Annotated in this window: 21 protein-coding genes and 1 pseudogene; 7 read left to right on the forward strand and 15 right to left on the reverse strand. The window is 29.1% G+C overall.

Features of this window, described 5'->3' with window-relative positions; translation table 4 throughout:
- Nucleotides 1-7: 7 nt before the first annotated feature.
- From ACM0IS_RS01950 to ACM0IS_RS01960, 3 genes and pseudogenes are all read right to left on the reverse strand, one after another.
- A pseudogene (locus tag ACM0IS_RS01950) lies at nt 8-735 on the reverse strand (IS256 family transposase).
- A gap of 22 nt (nt 736-757) precedes the next feature.
- Nucleotides 758-1,180 (reverse strand): transposase, encoded by a 423-nt coding sequence (locus tag ACM0IS_RS01955; RefSeq protein WP_416755872.1) that lies wholly within the window; start codon nt 1,178-1,180, stop codon nt 758-760.
- Between the two features lie 483 nt (nt 1,181-1,663).
- The gene (locus ACM0IS_RS01960) at nt 1,664-4,471 is read right to left on the reverse strand and encodes a leucine-rich repeat protein (RefSeq protein WP_416756622.1); all 2,808 of its coding nucleotides are present in this window, start codon (nt 4,469-4,471) and stop codon (nt 1,664-1,666) included.
- A gap of 299 nt (nt 4,472-4,770) precedes the next feature.
- Between ACM0IS_RS01960 and ACM0IS_RS01965 the strand changes: the two genes are divergently transcribed.
- Nucleotides 4,771-5,169 (forward strand): hypothetical protein, encoded by a 399-nt coding sequence (locus tag ACM0IS_RS01965; RefSeq protein ID WP_416756623.1) that lies wholly within the window; start codon nt 4,771-4,773, stop codon nt 5,167-5,169.
- Between the two features lie 141 nt (nt 5,170-5,310).
- Here ACM0IS_RS01965 and ACM0IS_RS01970 read toward each other — a convergent pair whose 3' ends face one another.
- The 10 genes from ACM0IS_RS01970 to ACM0IS_RS02015 form a co-directional block, all read right to left on the reverse strand.
- A complete protein-coding gene (locus ACM0IS_RS01970; protein ID WP_416756624.1) occupies nt 5,311-6,045 on the reverse strand; it encodes a pseudouridine synthase in 735 nt (244 codons plus the stop codon).
- Nucleotides 6,032-7,120 (reverse strand): nicotinate-nucleotide adenylyltransferase, encoded by a 1,089-nt coding sequence (locus ACM0IS_RS01975; protein WP_416756625.1) that lies wholly within the window; start codon nt 7,118-7,120, stop codon nt 6,032-6,034. The genes ACM0IS_RS01970 and ACM0IS_RS01975 overlap by 14 nt, the downstream gene beginning before the upstream one ends.
- Before the next feature lie 5 nt (nt 7,121-7,125).
- On the reverse strand, nt 7,126-8,367 hold the full coding sequence (locus ACM0IS_RS01980) for a Y-family DNA polymerase (RefSeq protein ID WP_416756626.1): 1,242 nt from the start codon (nt 8,365-8,367) through the stop codon (nt 7,126-7,128).
- Nucleotides 8,360-8,773, reverse strand: a complete 414-nt coding sequence (locus tag ACM0IS_RS01985; protein ID WP_416756627.1) for an iron-sulfur cluster assembly scaffold protein — start codon at nt 8,771-8,773, stop codon at nt 8,360-8,362. The genes ACM0IS_RS01980 and ACM0IS_RS01985 overlap by 8 nt, the downstream gene beginning before the upstream one ends.
- Nucleotides 8,763-9,917: an aminotransferase class V-fold PLP-dependent enzyme gene (locus tag ACM0IS_RS01990; protein ID WP_416756628.1), complete on the reverse strand. Its 1,155-nt coding sequence runs from the start codon at nt 9,915-9,917 to the stop codon at nt 8,763-8,765. The genes ACM0IS_RS01985 and ACM0IS_RS01990 overlap by 11 nt, the downstream gene beginning before the upstream one ends.
- A complete protein-coding gene (locus ACM0IS_RS01995; RefSeq protein ID WP_416756629.1) occupies nt 9,917-10,435 on the reverse strand; it encodes a hypothetical protein in 519 nt (172 codons plus the stop codon). Before ACM0IS_RS01995 ends, ACM0IS_RS01990 begins: the two co-directional genes overlap by 1 nt.
- Nucleotides 10,428-10,904: a transcription antitermination factor NusB gene (locus ACM0IS_RS02000; protein WP_416756631.1), complete on the reverse strand. Its 477-nt coding sequence runs from the start codon at nt 10,902-10,904 to the stop codon at nt 10,428-10,430. The genes ACM0IS_RS01995 and ACM0IS_RS02000 overlap by 8 nt, the downstream gene beginning before the upstream one ends.
- Before the next feature lie 148 nt (nt 10,905-11,052).
- A complete protein-coding gene (locus ACM0IS_RS02005) occupies nt 11,053-11,601 on the reverse strand; it encodes a hypothetical protein (RefSeq protein WP_416756632.1) in 549 nt (182 codons plus the stop codon).
- Nucleotides 11,601-12,032: a hypothetical protein gene (locus tag ACM0IS_RS02010; RefSeq protein ID WP_416756633.1), complete on the reverse strand. Its 432-nt coding sequence runs from the start codon at nt 12,030-12,032 to the stop codon at nt 11,601-11,603. The genes ACM0IS_RS02005 and ACM0IS_RS02010 overlap by 1 nt, the downstream gene beginning before the upstream one ends.
- 158 nt (nt 12,033-12,190) lie before the next feature.
- Nucleotides 12,191-12,673, reverse strand: a complete 483-nt coding sequence (locus ACM0IS_RS02015; RefSeq protein WP_416756634.1) for an MscL family protein — start codon at nt 12,671-12,673, stop codon at nt 12,191-12,193.
- A gap of 404 nt (nt 12,674-13,077) precedes the next feature.
- Between ACM0IS_RS02015 and ACM0IS_RS02020 the strand changes: the two genes are divergently transcribed.
- The 6 genes from ACM0IS_RS02020 to ACM0IS_RS02045 all read left to right on the forward strand — a co-directional run bounded on the left by ACM0IS_RS02020 (nt 13,078) and on the right by ACM0IS_RS02045 (nt 19,526).
- Nucleotides 13,078-14,613: a leucine-rich repeat protein gene (locus tag ACM0IS_RS02020; protein ID WP_416756635.1), complete on the forward strand. Its 1,536-nt coding sequence runs from the start codon at nt 13,078-13,080 to the stop codon at nt 14,611-14,613.
- A gap of 232 nt (nt 14,614-14,845) precedes the next feature.
- On the forward strand, nt 14,846-16,543 hold the full coding sequence (locus tag ACM0IS_RS02025) for a hypothetical protein (RefSeq protein WP_416756637.1): 1,698 nt from the start codon (nt 14,846-14,848) through the stop codon (nt 16,541-16,543).
- 339 nt (nt 16,544-16,882) lie between these two features.
- Nucleotides 16,883-17,668: a transposase gene (locus ACM0IS_RS02030; RefSeq protein WP_416756638.1), complete on the forward strand. Its 786-nt coding sequence runs from the start codon at nt 16,883-16,885 to the stop codon at nt 17,666-17,668.
- Entirely contained in the window at nt 17,661-17,759 is a 99-nt protein-coding gene (locus ACM0IS_RS02035; protein WP_416756652.1) for a hypothetical protein, read from the forward strand. Before ACM0IS_RS02030 ends, ACM0IS_RS02035 begins: the two co-directional genes overlap by 8 nt.
- Before the next feature lie 487 nt (nt 17,760-18,246).
- Nucleotides 18,247-18,603 (forward strand): hypothetical protein, encoded by a 357-nt coding sequence (locus tag ACM0IS_RS02040; RefSeq protein WP_416756072.1) that lies wholly within the window; start codon nt 18,247-18,249, stop codon nt 18,601-18,603.
- The gene (locus tag ACM0IS_RS02045; protein WP_416756639.1) at nt 18,588-19,526 is read left to right on the forward strand and encodes a DDE-type integrase/transposase/recombinase; all 939 of its coding nucleotides are present in this window, start codon (nt 18,588-18,590) and stop codon (nt 19,524-19,526) included. The genes ACM0IS_RS02040 and ACM0IS_RS02045 overlap by 16 nt, the downstream gene beginning before the upstream one ends.
- Nucleotides 19,527-19,615: 89 nt before the next feature.
- Here the strand turns inward: ACM0IS_RS02045 and gyrA are convergent, their stop codons facing one another.
- Nucleotides 19,616-22,234: a DNA gyrase subunit A gene (gene gyrA, locus ACM0IS_RS02050; RefSeq protein ID WP_416756640.1), complete on the reverse strand. Its 2,619-nt coding sequence runs from the start codon at nt 22,232-22,234 to the stop codon at nt 19,616-19,618.
- Between the two features lie 143 nt (nt 22,235-22,377).
- On the reverse strand, nt 22,378-23,073 hold the full coding sequence (locus ACM0IS_RS02055; RefSeq protein WP_416754105.1) for a potassium channel family protein: 696 nt from the start codon (nt 23,071-23,073) through the stop codon (nt 22,378-22,380).
- Between the last annotated feature and the right edge of the window lie 2 nt (nt 23,074-23,075).

The following is a 23,075-nucleotide window of genomic DNA, read 5'->3' on the forward strand; positions in this document are numbered from 1 at the left end:
GCAGCTTCTACTGTGGAGAATTGTTTTTACCCTTTAATTGTCTTTTTATTTGTGAATTTAATGCTTCTATTAAGTTAGTCGTATATATTGATTTTCGTATTGCATAAGGAAAAGAATAGAACGCAAATAAATCATCCGCAATTTTAAGGAGTCCTCTTGTAATGTTTGGGTATTTCTTGTTTCACTTATTTAAAAATGAATTGAATTTTTGAATAGCTTGTTCTTCATCGGTTTGATTGTAAATTAATTTTAAGTCTTGGATAATTTCAAAATTATCTGATGGTTTCACTTTTGTAGATATATTACGAGATATATGCGTTCAACATCTTTGAAATTTAGTAGATGGAAAGTTTTTGAAGATTACATCTTTAATTCCGGCTAATCCATCAGTAACAAAAAGTTCGACGTTCTCAACACCACGATTCTTTATATCTTGAAGTATTTCATCTCAGTTGTTTGCGCTTTCATTAGGATTAATATCAAAAGCTAGTACCTCTTTATTTCCTTCAAGGCTTATACCGAGTGCTATATAAACAGCTTCTTTGCTATATGTACCACGTTTAATGCTCAAAAATGTTGCATCCAAGTAGACAACTTTATATTCTTTTTAAGTTGTCTTTTCTTAAATTCTTCAACATTTACCAAAAATTTATCAGTTATATTTGTTATAGATTGTTTAGATAACTGCTTTCCAAATAAATCAGTCGTGACATCGATAATATCTGAATAATCCATTCCCTTTTAAATAAAATTTTGACTAATTTTGTCACTTCTTCTTGTGTTCTTTGATATTTTTAATTAGTTTATTATTGAAATCCCCATTTCTATCTCTAGGAATATTTAGTTCAATTTCTCCGATTTCTAATAATAATTTTCTTGTGTAGTACCCATTTCTATAATTATCAGTATCTGCTCTTTTGTATTTCTCGTATTTAAGAAATTCAGTTAATCCATCTTTTAATAGTTCGTTTAATATATGTTGAATATCGTTTTTGTATTGTTCAAGCATTAGTTTCATAAAGTCATCAATACTATTTATACTTTTAGAAAAGTTTTTAATAAAATCTTGGTTTAATAGTTTAAAATTATTCATAGATAAGTTCCTTTCTTGTTCAAAAAAATTATAAGGTAACTTATCTTTTCTTTTTACCCTTTTTTGGGTAATTTTAAATTTACACAAGATTTTGGATAGTATCAAAAAAAAGTGTACCTATAATAGGCACACAAATATAAATTCTATTTAGCTAAGTTTTGGATATGTATTATGAATGAATGCTTTTATTAGCATTGTTGCAATGTATGTTCCTGAGAAAGAAACTACGTAACTAATAAGGAAGTATGCAATTATTTCACTGTTTAAATTTTGGATTCCAGATGGTTGCTGAGTATTTTTTTGCTCCTGAGTTTCGGAGTTTTAAGTGTTAAGAAATTAAATAATCCTATATTATTTTGCTTTTTTAATCTTATCAACTTGAAAATATAAAATATCTTAGTTTTTACCAATTGTAAACTATTTTCTAGGCATAGAAAAACACACTCCTTTAATTTTAAAGAATGTGTCTAGTATTTTCTCTTGATTTAGCTGGATAATTGGCATAAATTTTTAATATTTCACTGTATATAAGAATAGAATGATATGAATATAAAATAGACTTTTAATACATTACTGACCTGGTTTGTTAATTAGTTTCGGGGTATTTTCAAATGCGGAGTATCCAATCTTTTCTAATTTCGGCATGTCTGCCATTGTTAGGTTTATTGCACCTTTAAAAGCTTGATTTCCTATACTTGTTACATTAGGGAATGAAGCCGAAGTAATGCTTCAATTATATTTAAATACACCATCATCTATTTTTGTGATACTATCATCAACAACATCACCACTAGCGCCATCTCATCTAATCAATTCGCCATTGACTACAATTTTACTTGTTAGTTTTGGTGTGTTTTCAAATGCTCACGACCCTAATTCTTTTAATTTTGGCATATCTACCGATGTTAGGTTTGTGGCACCTCAAAAAGCCTCATCTCCTATACTTGTCACATTAGGGAATGAAATTGATGTTAGGCTTGTTGTGTCTTTAAAAGCTCTATATCCAATACTTGTCACATTAGGGAATGAAATTGATGTAATAGCTTTATTATTTTCAAAAGCACTATTTCCTATACTTGTCACATTAGGGAATGAAACAGAATTTAGATTTGTTGCATATGCAAAAGCTCTATCTCCAATACTTGTAACATTAGGGAATGAAATTGATGTAATAGCTTTATTATTTTCAAAAGCACCCTCTTCAATAATTGTGGCATTAGGAAATGATACTGATGTTAGGCTTGTTGTGCCTTTAAAAGCACTATTTCCTATACTTGTCACATTAGGGAATGAAATTGATGTTAGGCTTGTTGTGCCTTTAAAAGCTCTATCTCCAATACTTGTCACATTAGGGAATGAAATTGATGTAATAGCTTTATTATTTTCAAAAGCACCATCAGCTATACTTGTGATACTATCATCGAGAATATCACCACTAGCACCAGTTCATTTAATTAATTTTCTATTAACTACTATTTTGCTTTTAAGTTTAGGAGTATTGTAAAAAACACCCCTTCCTAATTTAATTTTTTTATTCATTGCAACCGTGGCTAAAGATGAATTATTGCTAAGTGCGTAAGAACTAATGATTTCTGCATTTGGTATTTCTACATGTATTAAATCGTTATTGCCGGACAAAGCATAGTCACTAATAATAGATAATTCAGGAGCAATAAATGATTGTAGATGATCGATACAAGAAAACGCTTTATATCCTATGCTTTTTACTTTTGGGAGTGATATTTCATTAATATTAGATGCATGATAAAAAGCTTCATTATCGATATATTCAACACTCGGAATATAGATTTTTTCTAATGAAGTATTTTCTTCAAACGCTTTGGCATGTATTACTGTTACATTAGGTAAAATAACAGTTCTTAGATTTTTATTATTTTTAAATGCTTCTGCTCCTACATATTCTAGCTGGTTAAAATCTATATTTTCAAGTTTAGAGTCTTTAAATGCACCGGTCTCAATTTTTAATACATTATTTAATTCTATTCCATGCAAACTTGTTGTATTAGAAAATGCACTTTTACCAATAATTAGCGAATTAGGTATTCTTGCAGAAGATAAATTTGTACAATCACTAAAAGTATTAGGTTCAATATGATTTAATAGTGGAAAATCAACTGCTTTTAAGTTTGTACATTCACTAAAAGCTGATTCGCCAAGTTTTGCTAATTGTTGTAAAGAAACATTTTTTAATTTTGTTTTAGAAAAGGCTCTTTTTCCAATACTTGTAACACTTGGACAATGAATTTCAGCAAGAGATTGACTGTAAGCAAATGAATCATTACCTATTGTGGTCACGTTGGGCAAATTAATTGATAATAACTTATCTGCACCTCAAAACGCTTCATCACCTATGGTTTGACACTTATTAAAATCTGTAGCAATTAAGTTGTGAGCACTTTTAAAAGCGTTGTTACCGATTGCTATCGCTTTAGGGAAAAGTGCTGTTACTAGGTTTGTATTTTCCTCGAATACAGAATCATTAATAGTTTGAACTTTATCAAAAATTGCTGAATTTAAATCACAATTTTTAAAAGCGCTTTTTTCTATGGTGATAGCATTAGGAAAGTGAATGGATTTTAATTTACGGCAGCCTTCAAAACTACTTGCTCCTATATTTTTAACATTAATAAAGCTTGCAGATGTAATGCCTTCATTACGTGAAAATACTTCAGGTGCTATTGCTGTAACTTGATCATCATTTATCTCTCCAAATGCCCCTGACCATTTTAACAATATTCCATTTTGAACTACTTTACTTATTTGCAAATAATCAAATAGGTTTTTAAGATTGTGATCAGAAGAACTTGATACTTCAATTAATTTAGGTAATTGCAAATCAATTATTTCTATAAAACTTAGCTGAGTTATATAAGGATTAATTCTTGTTGTATCGTTTGAAATTAAAGTTACTCTTTCGCTAGAATGTAAAAACTTGGATAAAGCATTATCTATGGCTGTCAATAATGCATTATTTATAGTTTTTGCACCTGATAGAGTAAGGGTTTTATTCTTTTTATCATATATAACATCTATTTGGCTATTAGCATCTGGGTAACATGAAAAAGTAATTGTGTTATTAGCCAGATTTTGTTTTGGCGCACTACTGCTAATGGTTTTTGATAAATCCTCTATTTGTTTATCCTTTTCTGGAATTTTATTATTCAATTCACTATTAGCATTTTTTTCTCCGTCTAGATTCGATTCGCTTTTTTCAAGTTTGCCTTGCAGATTCTTAATATCCTTTTCTAATTCAGAAATCTTGCTTTCTTTATCACTTCCACAAGATGCTGATATTAAAGGTAGAGAAATAGCAGTCCCTACTAAGGCACCTATAAATATTTTCTTATTTTTGTGCATAAATTCCTCTCTCATAACGCAAAATTATTATGTTAAATATAAAGGAATAATTTTAAATTTACTATGGAAAGCATAAAAGATTCTCTTTTTAACCCTAAAAATAAATGTCTTTTTTATTTTATTTGCTAAATTTAAAATTCTCCTATAACTAATTTACAAAAAAAAAAAAAAACAGAAGAAAATGGAACAAACTTTTGAAAATTTCCACATTTAAGGATTTAACTAGCTCCTTAAACTTTATTTAATATGTACTATTAATAAATAAATTATAATAATAGCATTAATATATAAGGAGATATATGTTTGAAAAATCAAATAAAAGAATCTTTTTTATTTTTAATATATTATTCATATTAATGCTTGCTTGCATTGTTGCAGGGATAACTTTGGTTGTATTAGGAAGCACATTAGAAATAGAAGATGATAGATATATGACATTTTTAATTTGTGGAGCTATATTAATTTTGGTACCAGCAATCATTAGAACTGGGACTTTATTCTACATAAATAAATTCCGTGATATTTACAATGATAATTATGATAAGGCAGCTGAATATTACTTATCATTAAATTTCATTGCTCGTGGTTTCTATATTCTTATGATATTGTTTTTTGGAATGAGCTATGGATATTCTAAACTGCAACAAGCAATAATGGATAAAAAAGAACAAAATAATGAAGAGCTAGCTACTAAATAATAAGGTAGTTGGCTTTATTATTCAAGTAACTATAATGCTGTATTAAAGAATGCTTATGAAAAATCAATTTTGATTTAATATATCCTTAGATAAGGCATAAAAGTATAATAAAAGCCAGCATTAGCTAGCTTAAGATCGAAATTATTGTTCTTTTTTAGGATTTTTAACTAAACTGTAAAGAGTTTTTACTTCTTTAATGGTTAAAGGACGATACATCCCAACCGGGATGTTTTTACATGTAATTCCACCATATTCAACTCTTTTAAGGTTGATTACTTGGCGATCAACAGTTTTAAATAGTTCTTTAACGTGGTGGTATGTTCCTTGAGTTAAAACTACAAAGTAACTTTTGACATCAGCTTGAATTACATCTTGTTTTGATCAAGTTCCATTAATCATTACTGGCTTGTTTAATTTAGCCATTTGACGTTTGTCTAATGGTTCATTTAATCTAGCACGATATACACGAACTACACCGTAAGAAGGGTGTGTAAGTTTACTTGCTAATTCTCCATCATTTGTAAGAATTAATACTCCAGTAGTATCGTAATCTAGTCTTCCGACTGGAAAGATACGATAAGGGGTATCAATTAAATCAGTTACAATAGTACGATTAAAATTATCTTTTAATGTACATACTGTTTTAGGTGGTTTATTTAGTACAAAATAAACCTTTTCTTCTTGCCCTTGAATTGGTTGATTATCAACTAAAATTGTATCTGCAAAAGTAGCTTTATCGCCTAATTTAGCAAGACGTCCATTTAGTTTTACTCTACCGGCTAGTATCATACTTTCTGCTTCTCTTCTTGAGGCAATTCCTGCTTGAGAAAGGAGTTTTTGAATTCTTTCTTCTTTAACCATATTATTTGTTTCCATTTCTATATTTATTATAAAGTTTTACTTGATCTGGTGTAAAAACTACTCCTTTATCAAGATTATATTGATAAGTTTCTTGTACAACTTGTGCAAATCCTGCTTCTAAGTTTTCAAAGCACAATTTACGTGTTTGCTGGATATCTGGGTATCTTCTTCCTTCACAAATTTTATCTGCTATAAACAGTACTTTATCAAGTCAAGTCATGTCTTCACGCATTGATGTATGACATAAAATGGCTTGTGCAATTTCTTCGTCCGGAAGTTTATATCCATATTTAACCCATATATATCCAGCTGTTTGATGATATTTATAAGGTAATAAACCATTAGCTAAAGCTGGCTCGTATTTGTTTATTAAGTAAAGTACTTGCTCATCACTAAATTCTTTAGCAATATCGTGCAATAATCCAGCTAGGTAAGCTTTTTTAGCATCTAGACCATGTGCTTTGGCTAATTCTGCTGCAAAGGAAGCAGTAGAAACACAATGTTTTGCTCGTTTAGCTGATAGAGTATTATGCACTAGTTGTTCTAAATAAAGATTATGAGCAGCAATATATTGAGCTACTTTATCATCAACTAAGTTAAACATTCCTTTTTTAAAGTCAGTTGAAGAAGCCTCAAAAATAGGATTATCAAGTAAAATACCATTGTATTTCTTAATATTAACTTTATTAATTTTGCTATTACGACGAACTACAGTAATTTTTGCTAAGCTAGCAATTTGCTCAATATTTTTTCAACCTGAAATATTAGGAACTAAATCACTTCCTATAATTAAGTAAAGTTGGGCATCTTTATATTTATTAGCTAAATATTGAACTGTATCAATTGTGTAAGAAACTCCTCCACGTTTTAGTTCAAAGTCACAAAGTTCCATTTTATCTTCGAGTACTAATTGCACCATGTTTTGGCGATCTTGACCACTAGCTTTCTTGCCTTTAGTTTTAAAAGGTGAAGTAGCAGCTGGTACAATTAATAATTTATCTAGCCCTAGTTTATTAATTACATAACGAGCAGTCTTGATATGTCCTTTGTGTATAGGATCAAATGATCCTCCATAAATTCCAATTTTCATAATCCCTACTTTCTAAATAGCATTTTCTTAAAGCGATAAGCGCCTTTATGTAAATTGCTATTTTTTATTTCTTCTTCACTCAATACTTTTAATGTTGGATTAGCAAAAAGCCCTTGTACTTCTGCAATTACCTCTTTAATAATATTATCTTGTATATTTGGTTTAATGTTATTGATTAAACTCACTAGCAGATACATATTGTTTAGATCTATTAAATTTGTAACCCTAACTCCAAGACCTATAAATTCACTCTCAGAAAAATTCTTAATAAAGATGTTATAAATAATTTTATATAAATCACTTGCAGAATTAATATAAGAGGCAATTTTAACTTGCTTAGTGGTTCATTTTTTAGATTTATAACGAATAGTTAATGCTATAACATTTCCGGCTAAATTTTCTTGAATTAAACGCGAAGAAACTTTATTACATAATGAATCTAGATATTCCATCTTCATTTCATAAGGCATATCGTAATGCTCAAAAGTGATTTCGTTGCCTATACCTAAGGCCTTTTCGTCTTTAAAAGTAATATGTTCATAAACATATGGATCTAAATTACGTAAGATATCTTGGCCAATACGCCCAAAGATGGCACTAATTTCTAGATCGCTAACTTTTTTACTTGCTAGTTGACCAATGGTATTGATATTAACCTGACGTAATTTAGCTGCTGTTTTTTTACCTATTCCGTGGTACTTTTCAATATCTAAATCAAAAAAATGGCTAGCAAAATTTTGCTCTGTAGTATAGCCAATTCCAAATGGTTTAGATATGTTTGTAGTCATTTTAGCTGCAAATTTATTATGTGAAATTCCAATTGTAATTGGTATTCTAAATTTTGACATAATATCTCTTTGCACCTTTTGAGCTAGTTGTACAGGTCTAATCCCAAGTTTAGCAACCAGATCAGTAACATCCATATAGCATTCATCAATAGAAGCTATTTGGATATTTCCGCTGTATGCAGTTGCAAGATATTCAAAAATCTTGCTAGAAAGTTCCTCATATAAAGCCATATTGCTGGGAACTATAATGGTGCTAGGCTCTAAGGCTAAAATCTCAAAGTTTTTCATTCCAGCTTTAATCCCTTTGTTTTTTAATTCATATGAAATCGAAACAGCAATAGCATGCGCTGAGGAGCGAGAAATTGCTACAGGCTTATTGTTCAATTCTGGCTGAATTGTTCGAGCAGCCGAGACAAAATAACAGTCAAAATCAATATGAAATAAAATTGGTTTATTCATTAATAAAAGTATTTGGAGTTAATAATGCACATGCTACTCGATTTAAATGTGTTTTAACATTATAAAAGGCTCATAACTCTCCAAGTGAAGCGATGCTGGCTTCATCTAGTGGCTCTTGTGCCACAAATTTAGTAAATGTATCCACTAAAGCAGCAATTTCTTGCTTGGTTTTACCTACAATTAGGCTAAGAAAAATATCTGTAGCAGCTATAAAAACAGCACACCCATGACCATTGAATTTAGCTTGAGACACTTTACCATTTTCTCAATTTACTTGTAGTTCCAATTTATCTGAACATGTATTACTATAACAAGTCATAAAATCACCATTTAAAGTTATTTTATTAGTTGGATTCATATAGTGATTCATGATTATTTCTCTAGCTTCATTTTGATTAAAATGCATAAAAATCACCTCCATTTTTTAATTCTTCGACTAACTTATCGATATCTGCTTTTGTATTATAAATTCCAAGTGAAATTCTTAAGAAAGAATAAGTATCTTGAATATTTCTTAAGTAAGGGGCACAAAAGATACCGGCTATCGTATAAATGTTTTTGCTTCCTAGATAAGTGGCTACATCTTGAGCATTAATTCCATTGACATTGATTAGAGCAATATTGTCTCCTGCTTTAGTATATACTGTAACATTAGGTAAGCTAGCTAAAGCTTCATGTAAATAAGTAGATAACTCATATAAGATTTCTTGCGTTTGCTTATATCCAACTTGAGCAAAGAAATCTAGTGCTTTATCAAACATAAAGAAACCAGCAATATCAGGAGTTCCAGGTTCATAGGCAGCTATAGTTTGTTTAGGATCTCAGCAGGCATTTGTATCAATGGCATTAACTGATCCTCCACCAAATTTAACTGGCTTTAATTGTGTAAGTAAGTTTTTATTAATAGCCAATACACCCATACCAGTTGGTCCATAAAATTTATTAGTTGAAAAAGCTATTGCATCAACTACTTGTAATGAAACAGGCTCATGTGAAATAGCTTGAGCTGCATCATCAAATAAAAATGCCCCATATTGATGAGCTTTTGCAGCAATAGTCTCTATATCAAAATGTTGATTAAAATTATTGGTTTCATGACTTAAGGCCACAATTTTAGTTTTAGGATTAATGGCAGCCAAAATATCTTGTGCTATAACTATTTTAGCTCCTACTTTTTTGCTCATTTCAATTCAAGGAATCAAATTAGATGAGTGGTTATATGCACTAAGTAAAATTTCATCTCCAGGCGCAAGTAAAGACTGAAACATATTAACAAAAAGATTAATACTTTCAGTTGTGCCACTTGTAAAGATTACTTCATTTTCATTGGCTTGCAATAAGTTAGCAACTTTACTACGTACACGTAATATAGTTGAATTAACTTCATTGCCTAAAGGAGTGTCAGCAGTACGGGAAGAAATTGACTTATTGCAATAGTAATCATAAATTGCATCACTAGCTTCTTTAGGCTTAAGCACTAAAGCAGCTGAATCAAAATAAGTAATTTTTTCTAAAATAGGGAAATGCTTGCGAATATCATTTTGATTCATTATAGGACCTTTCTTAAAATTTCTCTTAGAGCAGTGTTGTACCCTGGGATTTTTTGAAATTCATCAAGAAATAAATAGTAATATTCACGCTTGACTTTATTAACAATAATTTGAAACTGTTGCTTGCGAATCTTCTTATCTTTATCAAGATCAATAGTTTTAAAAACTTCACCCAGAAAGTTTTTCACCTCTAACTCGTCTCGATCATAATATTTGATAAAAAGATCGTAAAACAAATAATAATAAAAGTTATAAATCATTTCTTTTTGCTCATTGGTAACTTCGGGGTAAAATTCTAGTTCTTGGTTAAAGTTATCAATAAATTCATTTAAGTTTTTACTACGTTCAGCAAATTTTTTAGTTTCAAATTTTTCCAATTGTTCATGAGACAATAAATGCATCTCATGAAATTTTTTATAGGTTGAGTTGATTTTATTTAAAATTCCATGATAATGTGATTTGTAAGCAAATGATAAAACCATCTTAGATCACAATCTGCGATTGTTTATCTTACTCATTGTCTTGACTTGTTTGTTTTTCTAATTTTTCAGCTAGTTCAAAGGTTTGAATTAGTTTTAAATAATTTTCTAAGATAGCATTAACAAATTTGTATTGCTTACCTTGTAATGTGGCTGGTTGATCAGGGAGATCTTTAGGGAAATAAATTTTAGTTATTTCGATTGCTTCATTAATAACAATTTTTGGATTCGTGTTATATAGTTCAAAAGCACCATTTAAAATAATAGCTCGAATTAAAGGAGAAATTCTTTCTCATTTTCAGTTTTTATTTAATAATGCATTTAAAGATTTGCGTAAAAATGCATAGTTTCTTGCTATTAGCTCTAATCTTAGTAACTCTTCGCGATCTAGAAAAAACTCTTCAAAGGCTTCTTCCACTTTAATTGGTTCTTCTAATAATTCATATTTGTATAAAACAGCAATAACTGTTTTTCTCATTTCTCTTCTTGATTTTTTTTGTTGTTGCATATGCGCTCCTTATTTAGTTTCTAAATTATATTATAATTTAGAATTTTTTCAGCTTAAAGAGTATGAAAATCTAATGCTTAATAATAGAGTTATAGATAAAAAATAATAAAAAATATCCTCACTTGGATATTTGACTTAATGATAAAAATTATTCATTATCTTGACTACTAGCACGCATTATTGTCTCAAAAATTCCAGGTTCTTTATTTTGCTCCTCATTAGTCATATTAAGGCCAGTTTTGTCTTCTAAATTCGCTTGTACTCTTTCATATTTTTCTGGAAATTTCATAATAGATATAGCCTCATGTACACCATACATATCTACTAAGAAAAATTGTTTAAAAATAAATCTATTAAATCAATTTAATTTTGTACTTTTATAAAATGCAGCCATTTGTGACTTATATTGAGCTAAAAACTTTGCTGATTCACGAATTGATGGATTAATTACCAACATAATGTAACAAATATGGCAAATTACAATAATTGCTACAATCAATATTAAAGCAATATACCACATTTGAGATAAAAATACGCCTAGAAAGATAGCTGATATAATAATGGCAAAGGGAATAAATAAAAGTAATTTTACTAATAAGTTCTTTTTATAAAATTTCAAAGATTGAAGTAGACATTTTTCAGCTGTTAAATATTTTTCTTTATCTAATGCATTTAATTCATCCATAGTTTTCTTCATTAATTCTCCTTGATATTGGTATCTTGTTCTGCTTTGTCATCGTTTAATAATATATTAACTTGCTCTTGATCATAAAGTTCGATAATGAAAAAATATTTAAAAATGAATTTGTTAAAAAACGATAATTTAAAGTAATATTCCTTAAAATAGGGCTTATAAATCTCTAACCACTGCTCCATTTTTTTAATTCTAGGATTTATTCTAAATGTAGAATAAACTCAATAGCAAATTAATGTAACGATGCAAAGTGCCAACAATATTCAACCCGCAACTGTGTTCCATTTAACAAGAGAAATAATAGCAAATACTGCCATAAGCACTGGCAAAATAAGTAGCGCTCTAATCAACATTATTTTTCGATATTTACTCATCGCTTTATCAAGTGATATTTTTGCTTTTGCATGAGCCTCTTGATTTTGAATTTCTTGCATTTTATCCTCTCTCCATATACTTTTATATCTAGCTTACTATAGAAAATATACTATGTTTGCTTTTATTTTATATATTAAATATTATAACTTAATTTTATTATATGGAGTGTTAGATATAAAAACACTACCTGCTAGAGCAGATAGTGGAAATACTATATTTATTTTACGTTAAATAGTGATTTAGAATCGTCAACATTTGAATTTAATTTCTTTAATTCAGCTAAGATTAATTCTTCTGTTGTAGGAACTGGAGCAGGTGCTGCTGGTGCTTCAACAACTGGGTTTTTAAGCTCTTTACGGTAAGCTCTGTAATTTCTAATTAGGAAGTAGAAGTATAAGATTCCAAATACTACTGCAGATACAATAATAAATTGGATTAATGCAGCTAAGAATTTACCGATATAAATTCCACCTGTTCCATCAGATTTTTGAGCTATTACTCATGTATCTGGTGTTTTACCGAATGCTGTTGTAATAGCAGCCATAATAATATCATTTGCAAATGATGATACTAATGCTGTAAAAACTCCCCCAAGTAAGAAACCGATTGCTAACATCAATAAGTTTCCACGTTTCATTTGAGCTTTAGATTCTGATCAAGATTTTTTATGTAAATCTTTGCATGTTGATTTTGATGACATAGTAACTCCTTTTTGTGTCTGTTATTTATCTTATCACTTTTTAAATTATATTGGAATAGACTTTGATATTTTAGCATAATATTTAAAACTAAAAAGTTATTTTTTTGACTAAAAAAATGTTATTTTCTTATTTTTTATTAGGAAATTAAAATATAACGTCATAAATTTCATTAATTATATTTAATCATTATTATATTTTTTGACTATTTCTTTGGCTTGCTATGATAAATGTTTTTTAAATGAATGAAAGAAAATTTTATTCACTAGCCTATTGGGATATTAGTAATTGTCAAAATGTAGAAAAGTGAAATAATTATAATATGATGATATTGTTTATTTAATTAATAATTAATATGCGAACAAGAATTTTAAATAAGGTTAGATTAATAATTTAAGGAGAAAATATGAAACGTAACAAATTATTCATTTTATTAGGGATTTCTTCGCTCTCAGTTGTATGTGCTCCTTTGGTGGCAGGTGCATGTAATAAACCTGATGATAAAATTATTCAAACTAATCCAAGTGATGGTTCAGGCGACAGAAACAAAGAAGAAATTCCAGCATTAATTGACTTAAAATCTTCAGACCCTAATGTAAAAATGGAATTTAATAAAGAAACAAAAGTAATGACAATTAAAAATGCTCCAACTATTACTTATAAAATTTTAAGTGAATTTATTAGAAAGTTAGATGATGAACTTATTCATAATGTAGGAGATATTACTCTAGAATGTCCTGATACCAAAACTATTTGAGCTGGATATCCAGGAGATACATCAATAAAAGTTAAAAAACTTATTGCTCCAAAATTAGAAAGTGTAAACGGATATACGCAGCCAATTTTTGGTGCGCCAACAAGACCATGACTTTTTAAAAACTTAAGCGATGATAAAGTAACTATAAATGGCCTTTTGATTAAGTGAGATAAAGCATCAGGGAATATAACAGATCCTAATGTAACTAAAATTGTAAAATATGCTTTTATGGATACTGCAAAAATTACTGGAGTAGATTTCCCTAATGTTAAAAGTATTGATGGCGAAGCATTTTTAGGCCCAGAAGGAAAAATCTTCCCTGACATTAACGACAAAATTGTATTAAATGGAATATTAATTAAATATCCAAATGCAACAGGCGAAATTAACGATGACAGTATTAAAATAATATTTTCAAAAGTCTTTTCTGGCAATGATAAAATCACTTCAGTTTTATTCCCTAATGTAACTGAAATTGATTATTGTGCATTCGAAAATGCCAAAAATTTAATTTCAATTTCAGCACCGAAATTAGAGGTTATTGGTAATAGTGCATTCTACAATGCTGAAAGCTTAAAAATGGTTAGCTTCCCTAAAGTTACATCAATTGGTGAATATGCATTTTACAATAATAAAAACTTAGAACATATCGAATTTCCTGAAGTCAAGTCAATTGATAAAGCTGCCTTTTATATGACGCCAAAATTACCAACTAAAATGATAATTAATAAGATTTTAGTTAAATGAGATGATGCAAAAGGAGAAGTATCTAATAATGAAGTTACTGCTATAGTGGGTGCTGTTTTCCGCGATAATAAAGAAATAACTTCTGCTTCATTTCCTAATGTAACCAATATTTCTGATGCTTTATTTGAAAACGCCGAAGCGCTAACAACTGTTTCATTCCCTAAAGCAACTATCATATCTGATTATGCATTTAAAAAAGCTTCAAGCCTAACAAATATAGATGCACCAAATGTCACAAGAATAGGAAATGAGGCATTTAAAGAAGCAATTGAATTGACATCCGTTTCATTCCCTAAAGTCACATTCATTGATACATTGGCATTTTCAGGAGCTATTAAATTAAAAACAGCTGATTTCCCTAAACTAGAACAAATAGGTGATGCAGCATTTTCAGGAGCTGATCATCTTGAAAAAATACCTACCGTAACAAAAAAATAATAATTTTGTATTAGTCAGTGGTTATATTGCCACTGGCTTTTTGAATGCTATTATTATCCTTGGTTTCGGAGTTTTAAAGGTTTAAAAACGAATAGCACAGTATTGTAGAGCTATTAGTTTTTCCTTATATTAAATTACTTGTACAAATTTCTTAAATATTGTTTCGATTATTTCATAAACATAAAAAATATTTTTTAGAAAGAAATAATTAAAGTGCCATTATAATATAGATATGAAAACACAATCAATAACATGAAATAATCAAAACTGTAAACCAGAAGATGAGGTAATTCTCACTCTAGTCAAAGGAAAAAAAGTAAAAGAATTTAAAATTGGAAAATTAAAAAATGTTCTTCAAAGGTTTCCTGATTTTAATGAAATATTAGAATTTCTTAGTGATAGATTATTAAAAGAAGCAGACTTCCCTATAGAAACTACAAAAGATGAACTATTAGGACTTTTAGAATCTTTACAAAAGATTATAGATATGCCATCTAATTCTAGAAGTCATTGTGAGCACACTATAAAAGAGGAGTTAATAAGAAAAAGTACTCATATTCATTCAGTTGATTCATTAGCTTATAATTACTTTGATGATATTATTCAACACTTTAATTTATTTGCTAATTTTAAAAATAAGGATAAGCGAAAATGTTACGAGTTATTTTGCACAAGCGAATTTTATAAAATGGGCTTATGCAGTTTCTTTTCATTACCAATAGAAGTTAATCAATGAGAGGATATTCCCGACAATCAAAAATATGCTCGGCAATATTTTAGTGATCATACAATATCACAAGAAGGTAAGATATTTGAACACTGTATCAAGCAGATTCAACAAACTTTAGATCACTCTTTTTATAAAATGTATAAGAACTTTATGCCTAGTGTGTATAAGCATTTTAGAACCGAATGATCAAATTCTAAATATTACTTTTATTTAAATTCTGTATCAGAGTACCACTTCACTGTCGTTTCTTTAATTTTATTCGTTATGTATTACGGTGCATTGCAAAAACATGAAGAAGAACAATATAATGTAGAAACTGCTTTAGATTTCTTGTTCTCTTACAACAAAAACATTCGAGTAAACAAGAACAACAACCAAAAAAACGTTGCATGAGAATTAAGTCAAGAATTAGAAAATTATAAAAACTATTTCACATTAGGACATAAGGCTATTTTTGGAAATCAATGCCATAACAAATTCGAAATAAGTGAGAAAAAGGGGAGTTCTAAAATTGGAACTTATAATGAATTTATACCATTTGTAAATGAAGTTATATCAGAATTATTAACATTTAAACGTTTTAAATCGCCTAAGAAAGAGTCATTCCAAAAACTTACTAAAAAATTATTTAGAGAAATTATGTTTGCACCGATGTTGCGCAGCAAGCAAGAAGTTCAATTTAATATTTCAGAAAATGATATTAGCGATGTACCAGCAGAACATATTAAGGCATTTAACAAATATTTATGTGAATTCAAGATAATTAATTCACTATTTGACATCAACAATGAACTGATGGGCATAGTAGGCTCTGAGGTTGAGGGACAGGACATGGGAATGTACATTCAATATCTAGATGAAAACTTGAGATTTTGAGAAAATCGAACATATCAACAGCATCCAATAATATTTTCGAAAGAAGAAATTTTTGAAGATTTTTATGTAATTTATGACATTTTTACGAGTTTATATTTCTTAGGAAGCAAAAACCTAGATTTTTCTATCATACACCCACAAGCCTTTTTCATTCGTTTTAATGCAGCTAATGTAAACTTTAAAGCATTTAATCGTACTATATTTAATCAAGATTCATGATTTGATTTAAAAGCATTAGAATTGTTGCAATATTCAAATAGCGAAATTCAAGAAGCGATTTTGAAAGGATTAAATATTTACTTTCATATTAAAGGGCGTTGTTAATATCTAATATAAATGGAATAAATGTACATAGTAATTTATTTTTTACTTTTATACCTTAAAATAAGGAAATTAAATTGGTTAGTTACCATCTTTTACTAAATTCCAGAGTTAAACTCTGGTTTTTTTAATATTAATTTAACAGTCAATATATATGATTAATTAAAGCTCGGATGATGCTGTCAATAATTTTCTTGAGTTTCGGAATTTCAACTCAAAAAATAACAGATAACAGGCTAAATAATGCGACTTTTAAATCACTCGTTCCAAAGAAGGGCTTTTTTGTTATGATTAATATAAACAAATATATAAATCAAACAATTGACAGAAGTAGGAAGACAGATGAAAGAATTAGCACAAATTTTAGGTATAACTACAGAATCTATGATTGAACAATTTAATGATACTATGGATAAAGAAGCGAAGTCTTTTATAAGAGAAGAAAAAGATTTAAATCCAGATAGCAATGTCAAAAGAAATGGTTACAGAGAATCCACAAAATATACTTTGAATGGAAAAATTACATTAAAAATACCAAGAGTAAGAGGCAAAAACTTTATACCTAGTGCATTAACAAAATACGAAAAATGCTCAAGAGATTTTGAAACTTTAATTGCAATACTTCTAGCTTCTTTCTTATCATATGAACAAGTTTCAAGAATTGTTGAACTATTCACAGGAATTAAAGTTGGACATTCTTTAATAAACAGGATAAAACAAAAGATAGATGTATTATCATCACAAATGTTTAAGCATGATATTCAAGGAGAATGATTAGCTCTATTTATTGATGCTTCATATCACAATGTTATGAAGTGATACAATCCTATAACAGGAGAAATTGCTGAAAACATTTTTGATGTTGAAGATAAGAAGAATTTTATCAAAAAGAGCTATAAGGTAGAAGTATACACAGCAATTGGTATAAATAAAGATGGTTATAAAGAACTTTTATCTATGAAAGTACAAGATGCTGAATCTAAGATAAATTTAAGTAAGTTTCTATATGGATTAAAAGAAAGAGGACTAGTTGATCCGGAATTTATAATTTGCGATGACTTTTTAGGCAATGCCATTTTAAAAGAAATATTCCCCACATCACAAATACAAAAAATGCGTTATTCATAAGAAGCAAAATGCACTTACAAATGTAAACTATAAAGACAGAAAATCTTTTGTTGAAGCATTTAAAAAGATTTATACAGCGTCAAACCTATAAATTGTAGAAAAAGAGTTTATTTATTTTAAACTTTAAACAAATTACTATGATAAATATCCAAAAGCTGTAGAAATACTAGAAAAAATCATTAGATGAAATTTTGAAATTTATGAAACTACCTATAAAGCTTAGAAAATTTATTTACACAAATAATATAAGTGAAAATTTTAATTCAGCGCTAAAAAGATACATAAATGAAAAACGCTCTCACGCTAGTGCGAGAACGCTTCAATATTTTTGTAATCTTGTTAGCCTCTGAATAATGAAAAACTAAGCTAACAAACTCATTATCTTATAGACAATGCAGATAAATTATATTTAATTTTTACAAGTTCTTATAAATTAAGAACGAGTTTGGACCCACTAGTAGGTCCGTTATCCCTAAGTGAGAAATACACGATAAGAATGCAGGACACAGCACCAATAGGTGTATATTAGGAGAAAATTTTAAGACACATTCCAAAATTAAGAAAGGAATGTGTTTTTTATGTCAAGAAAACAATTCACTGTAGAACAAAAATTAAAATATATTAATCTTGCTTTAAATAAAGGAATCGAGTATGCTCAAATAGAATTTGTTGAAGAATTTTGAGAAGAAAGATACAAAGACGTATACACTTCATATGCCAGAAGAAAACGTAATGTTAATCCTTATCGATACGCATACAAATATATCAAATATTGAATTAACATATATAATACTGATATGACAAAATTAGAATCTCAAACCGGAAAATCTTCTAAAAAGGGAAAGCATCAGGTAGGCCACCTAAACGTAGAAGCATTAATGAATTCGATGATCATGATAGAAATTTATATCAAGAAATTATGGAAGAAATATTAGAGGAAAATGGTATTAATCCAAATGTAATCATTCAAAAGATAAAAGAAAGAAAGCAAAAAAATCAATCATTTCATAACAATAAATTAGCAGCTGAGGTATTTCATGTAAACAGAACATCTATTTACAGCACATATGAAAAAGCAGAAAAAATAGATAGAAGAAATCAATATTTAGATGATACTGTTATTGATTGGCTAAAAACGCAAATCGAATTATCAAATAATGTCATTGGAAGAGATAAACTTTTTCACAAATACGTCTATGAGACAGGGCATAAAATTTCAACTTATGCTTTTAGAATTAATTTTGATTCTTTGGGTTATAAATCAAATGCATATAAAAATAGAAGAAAAGATAAACCACCAAAGGAAGAAAAATATGATAGAGTTTGGGCTCCAGATTTGATTAAAGGAAATTTCGTTTCAAGTTATTTTGGAGAAGTTTTACATGCAGATATTAAATATGTGAAAGTAAATGGTGTTTGACATTATTTACATGTGGTTACTGAAACTTATTCTGGTGCGATACTTGGCTGAACATTATCTATTGATAGAACTGCACAAGCAAGTATAAATTTATTGCAGGCATGCATCGATAAATATAATATAAAACCAAGTGTTTTTCACTCTGATCATGGTATCGAATATGCAAACAAAATGTTTTCAAATTTTTTAAAGTCTCTTAATATAGCTCAATCAATGTCTCCAAAGGGCAATTCATTAAGAAATAGGCCATCAGAATTCTTATTTTCAATATTTCAAAGAGAACTTTTTGACTTTTATAATACATCCAATTTAGAATATGAAATAGTTTATAATTTAATTAATTCATTCGTGTTTTGATATAACACAGAAAGACCACAAAGAAATTTAGAATATAAAACACCATATGATATTTCTAATCATATGGCGCTATGTGTCTAAAATTTTTATCCTAATATACAGCACCAATAGGTGCTGGGTTTTTAAATAAAAAAGCCTATGCCATAGGCATAAGCTTACAATTACTTAAATTATTGTTTGATAACTTCAACATCAACAATACTATCACCATCTTTAAGGTTAATGATTTTAACCCCTTTAGTGTTACGTGAAGCCTCTGAAATTTGATCAACTTGAGTACGAATTGTAACACCTGAAGAAGTAATAACTAGTAATTCATCACTTAGGTTAACAAAGCGAGCAAAAACTAGTTTTCCGGCTTTTTCTGCATTAATTCCAGTTACACCTTTAACACCACGGTTAGTTAATCTAAATTGATCTTTAGAAGTTAATTTTCCAAATCCTTTTTCTCCAAGTGTTAGAACATAATCCCCTTCATTGTCTGCAGAAGCTGAAATTACTTCTTGACCAGGAGCTAGCGAAATACCTTTAACTCCTAAAGAAGAACGCCCAAGTGGTCTAACATCATCTGATTTAAACATTACGATATTTTTAACGTTATTAGCTAGTAAAACAGCGTCATTTTTGCCAATTACAAAAGCTCTTACTAATTGGTCACCTTCACGTAGTTTAAACGCAATTAATCCATTTCTTCTAATGTTGCTAAATAAGTTAAGTTCAGACTTTTTAAACATACCTTGTTTAGTTACAGTTACTAAATATTGATTATCAGCATAAGAATCAATATCTAAAATTGAAACGATCTTTTCACCATTTTCAGTATCAAGTCCTTGAATAATATTGATAAATGGTAATCCTTTTGATTGTTTAGAACCTTCAGGAATTTGGTGTCCTCTAAGGCTATATACTTTTCCATAGTTTGAAAATAGTAATAAGTCTGTATGGGTTGAAGCATGAATAATCATTGCTATATCATCATCGTCATAAGTCTTCATTGAAACTGAGCCCATTCCACCACGACGTTGAGTGTTGTATTCATCTAGATCCATACGTTTTACATAACCTTTTGAAGACATTGTAATAACAATTTCTCTTTCAGGAATTAAATCTTCATCCGAAATTGAGCCAACTGCAGAAGCATCAATTACAGTTCTTCTTTCATCATTGTATTTTTCTTTAACTTCTTGTAATTCGAGCACGATTTCATCAATTAATTTAGCTTCTGAAGATAAGATATCTTTGTAATGAGCTATTTCAACTTGTAGTTCAGTGATTTCTGCATCCATCTTTTCTATGCTTAAACCTGTAAGACGACTTAAACGCATTTCTAAGATAGCTTTTGTTTGTTTTTCACTTAAGCCGAATCTTTGACCTAAAGCTTGTTGTGCGTCTACATCTGTCTTAGATTTCTTAATAATTGCTACAACTTCATCAATATTAGAAACAGCGATTTTTAATCCATCTAAGATATGAGCTCTTTCTTCAGCTTTATTTAAGTCAAATTTTAATCTACGAGTTACTACTTCTTTTTGGTGATCAATAAAGACTTCTAAAGCTTGTTTTAAGTTTAAAGTTTTTGGTTCATTATTAACAATAGCAACTAAGTTAAAATTAAATGTAGTTTGGATATTTGATTTTTGGTATAGCTTATTAAGTAAAATATGAGGATTTACTCCTTTTTTAACGTCAATAACAAGTCTAATACCTTCACGGTTAGATTCATCTCTTAAGTCAACAATTCCTTCGATAACTTTAGTTTTGTGTAATTCAGCAATCTTTTCAATGATTGTAGTCTTCTTAATTGCATAAGGAATTTCACGAATAATAATCTTGCTTTTTCCATTGCTTTGTTCAATTACTTCACACTTAGAGCGTACTGGTATACTTCCTCTACCTGTTTCATAAGCTTCTAAAATGCCTTTAGTACCTAAAATAATTGCTCCAGTAGGGAAATCAGGTCCTTTAATATATTGCATTAATTCTTTGACTGTAATTTCAGGGTTTTTAGCGAGTGCAATTGTAGCATCAATGGTTTCTCCAAGGTTGTGTGGCGGAATTTCTGTTGCCATCCCAACAGCAATACCTGAAGAACCTGAAACAAGTAAGTTAGGAAAACGACATGGAAGCACTGTAGGTTCTTGTTCACTACCATCATAGTTATCAACAAAATCTACAGTATCTTTCTTAATACCATCCAGCATTTCAACTGCTATTTTAGCCATTCTAGCTTCAGTATAACGCATCGCAGCTGCAGCATCACCATCAATTGATCCAAAGTTTCCGTGCCCATCTACTAATGGATAACGCATTGAGAAGTCTTGTGCCATTCTAACCATTGCTTCATACACTGAAGAATCACCATGTGGGTGGTACTTACCAAGTACATCCCCAACAATACGAGCTGACTTACGGTGTTGACTGCCTGGAGTAATTCCTAGCTCACTCATATCATATAAAATTCTACGATGTACAGGTTTTAATCCATCTCTTGCATCTGGTAAAGCACGAGAAACAATAACACTCATTGAGTATTCAAGGAATGATTGTTTCATTTCATTATCAATTACTACTGGATGTAGACCATCAGTTGGTTCAGTAATAATTTGTGATGTAACAACATATTCTTCACTTTCTTGAGGAATTTCTTCTTCATCTTCTTCAATAACCACAGGCTTTTTCTTTCTAAAAATCATTGTGTTGTTTTCTTCATATTCAAACTCTGTATCATCTTGAATTTTTACTTTTTCTTCTTCATTATCATTTACTAAGATTTTATCTTTATCATTCATGTTTTACCTCATAATTTAATTAATATAATTAATTAAATTATATAGATTTTTGTACTTTTGCCTAATAAGCTACTTGAGTTTTCAGCCCTATATGATAGAGATAAAAATAAAAAAAATCTAATACCGAAGTATTAGAAATTTAATTATTTGTTTTCTTCTGTTACATCTTCTTTATCGTTTAATCATTCTAGTGCATTTGTAACATTTCCAACTTCACCAATAATTGTGATAATATCATCTTTTTGAATAACAGTATCACCAGTAGCACGTTTAAATGTATTACCTGTTTTAATTAGCACAATTGTAATCCCCATTTGAGATAAATGTAGATCTTTAATTTGTTTGTTTTCAAGTTCATTATTATTAACTTTAGTTGACCCAATAACAAAATTTCCACCAATTTCTTGTAAATTTTGAGAATAACGAATGAAATTACGATTTGTTGCAATAAGGGCAGCTCTAATTCCTGATTCATATTCAGGTCTAATAATAACATCTACTCCAATTTGTTTTAGTACTCTAGCATGACGTTTAGATGTAGCACGAGCAATAATATTTTTAACTTTTAATTCTAATAAGGCAGCAACAATTTCGATGTTATCTGAAACAGCAACAACAACTGTTTCTGCTTGATCAATACCAAGTGATTTTAATGTTCTTGTGTCTGCAGCATCTCCGATAACGATACGATCTACTTCATCTGCAAATAATTTAGCTGTTTCTTGGTCTTTATCTAAAACAAAAACGCTTTTTTCCATTTTGATCAATTGTTCTATTACTGCTTGGCCAAAACGACCAGTACCAATAACTACAATATCATTTTTATAATTTAATTTCATAT

Origin of the sequence: Mycoplasma aquilae ATCC BAA-1896 (genome assembly GCF_048074525.1) — a bacterium.
Taxonomy (GTDB): Bacteria; Bacillota_I; Bacilli_A; order Mycoplasmatales; family Metamycoplasmataceae; genus Mycoplasmopsis; species Mycoplasmopsis aquilae.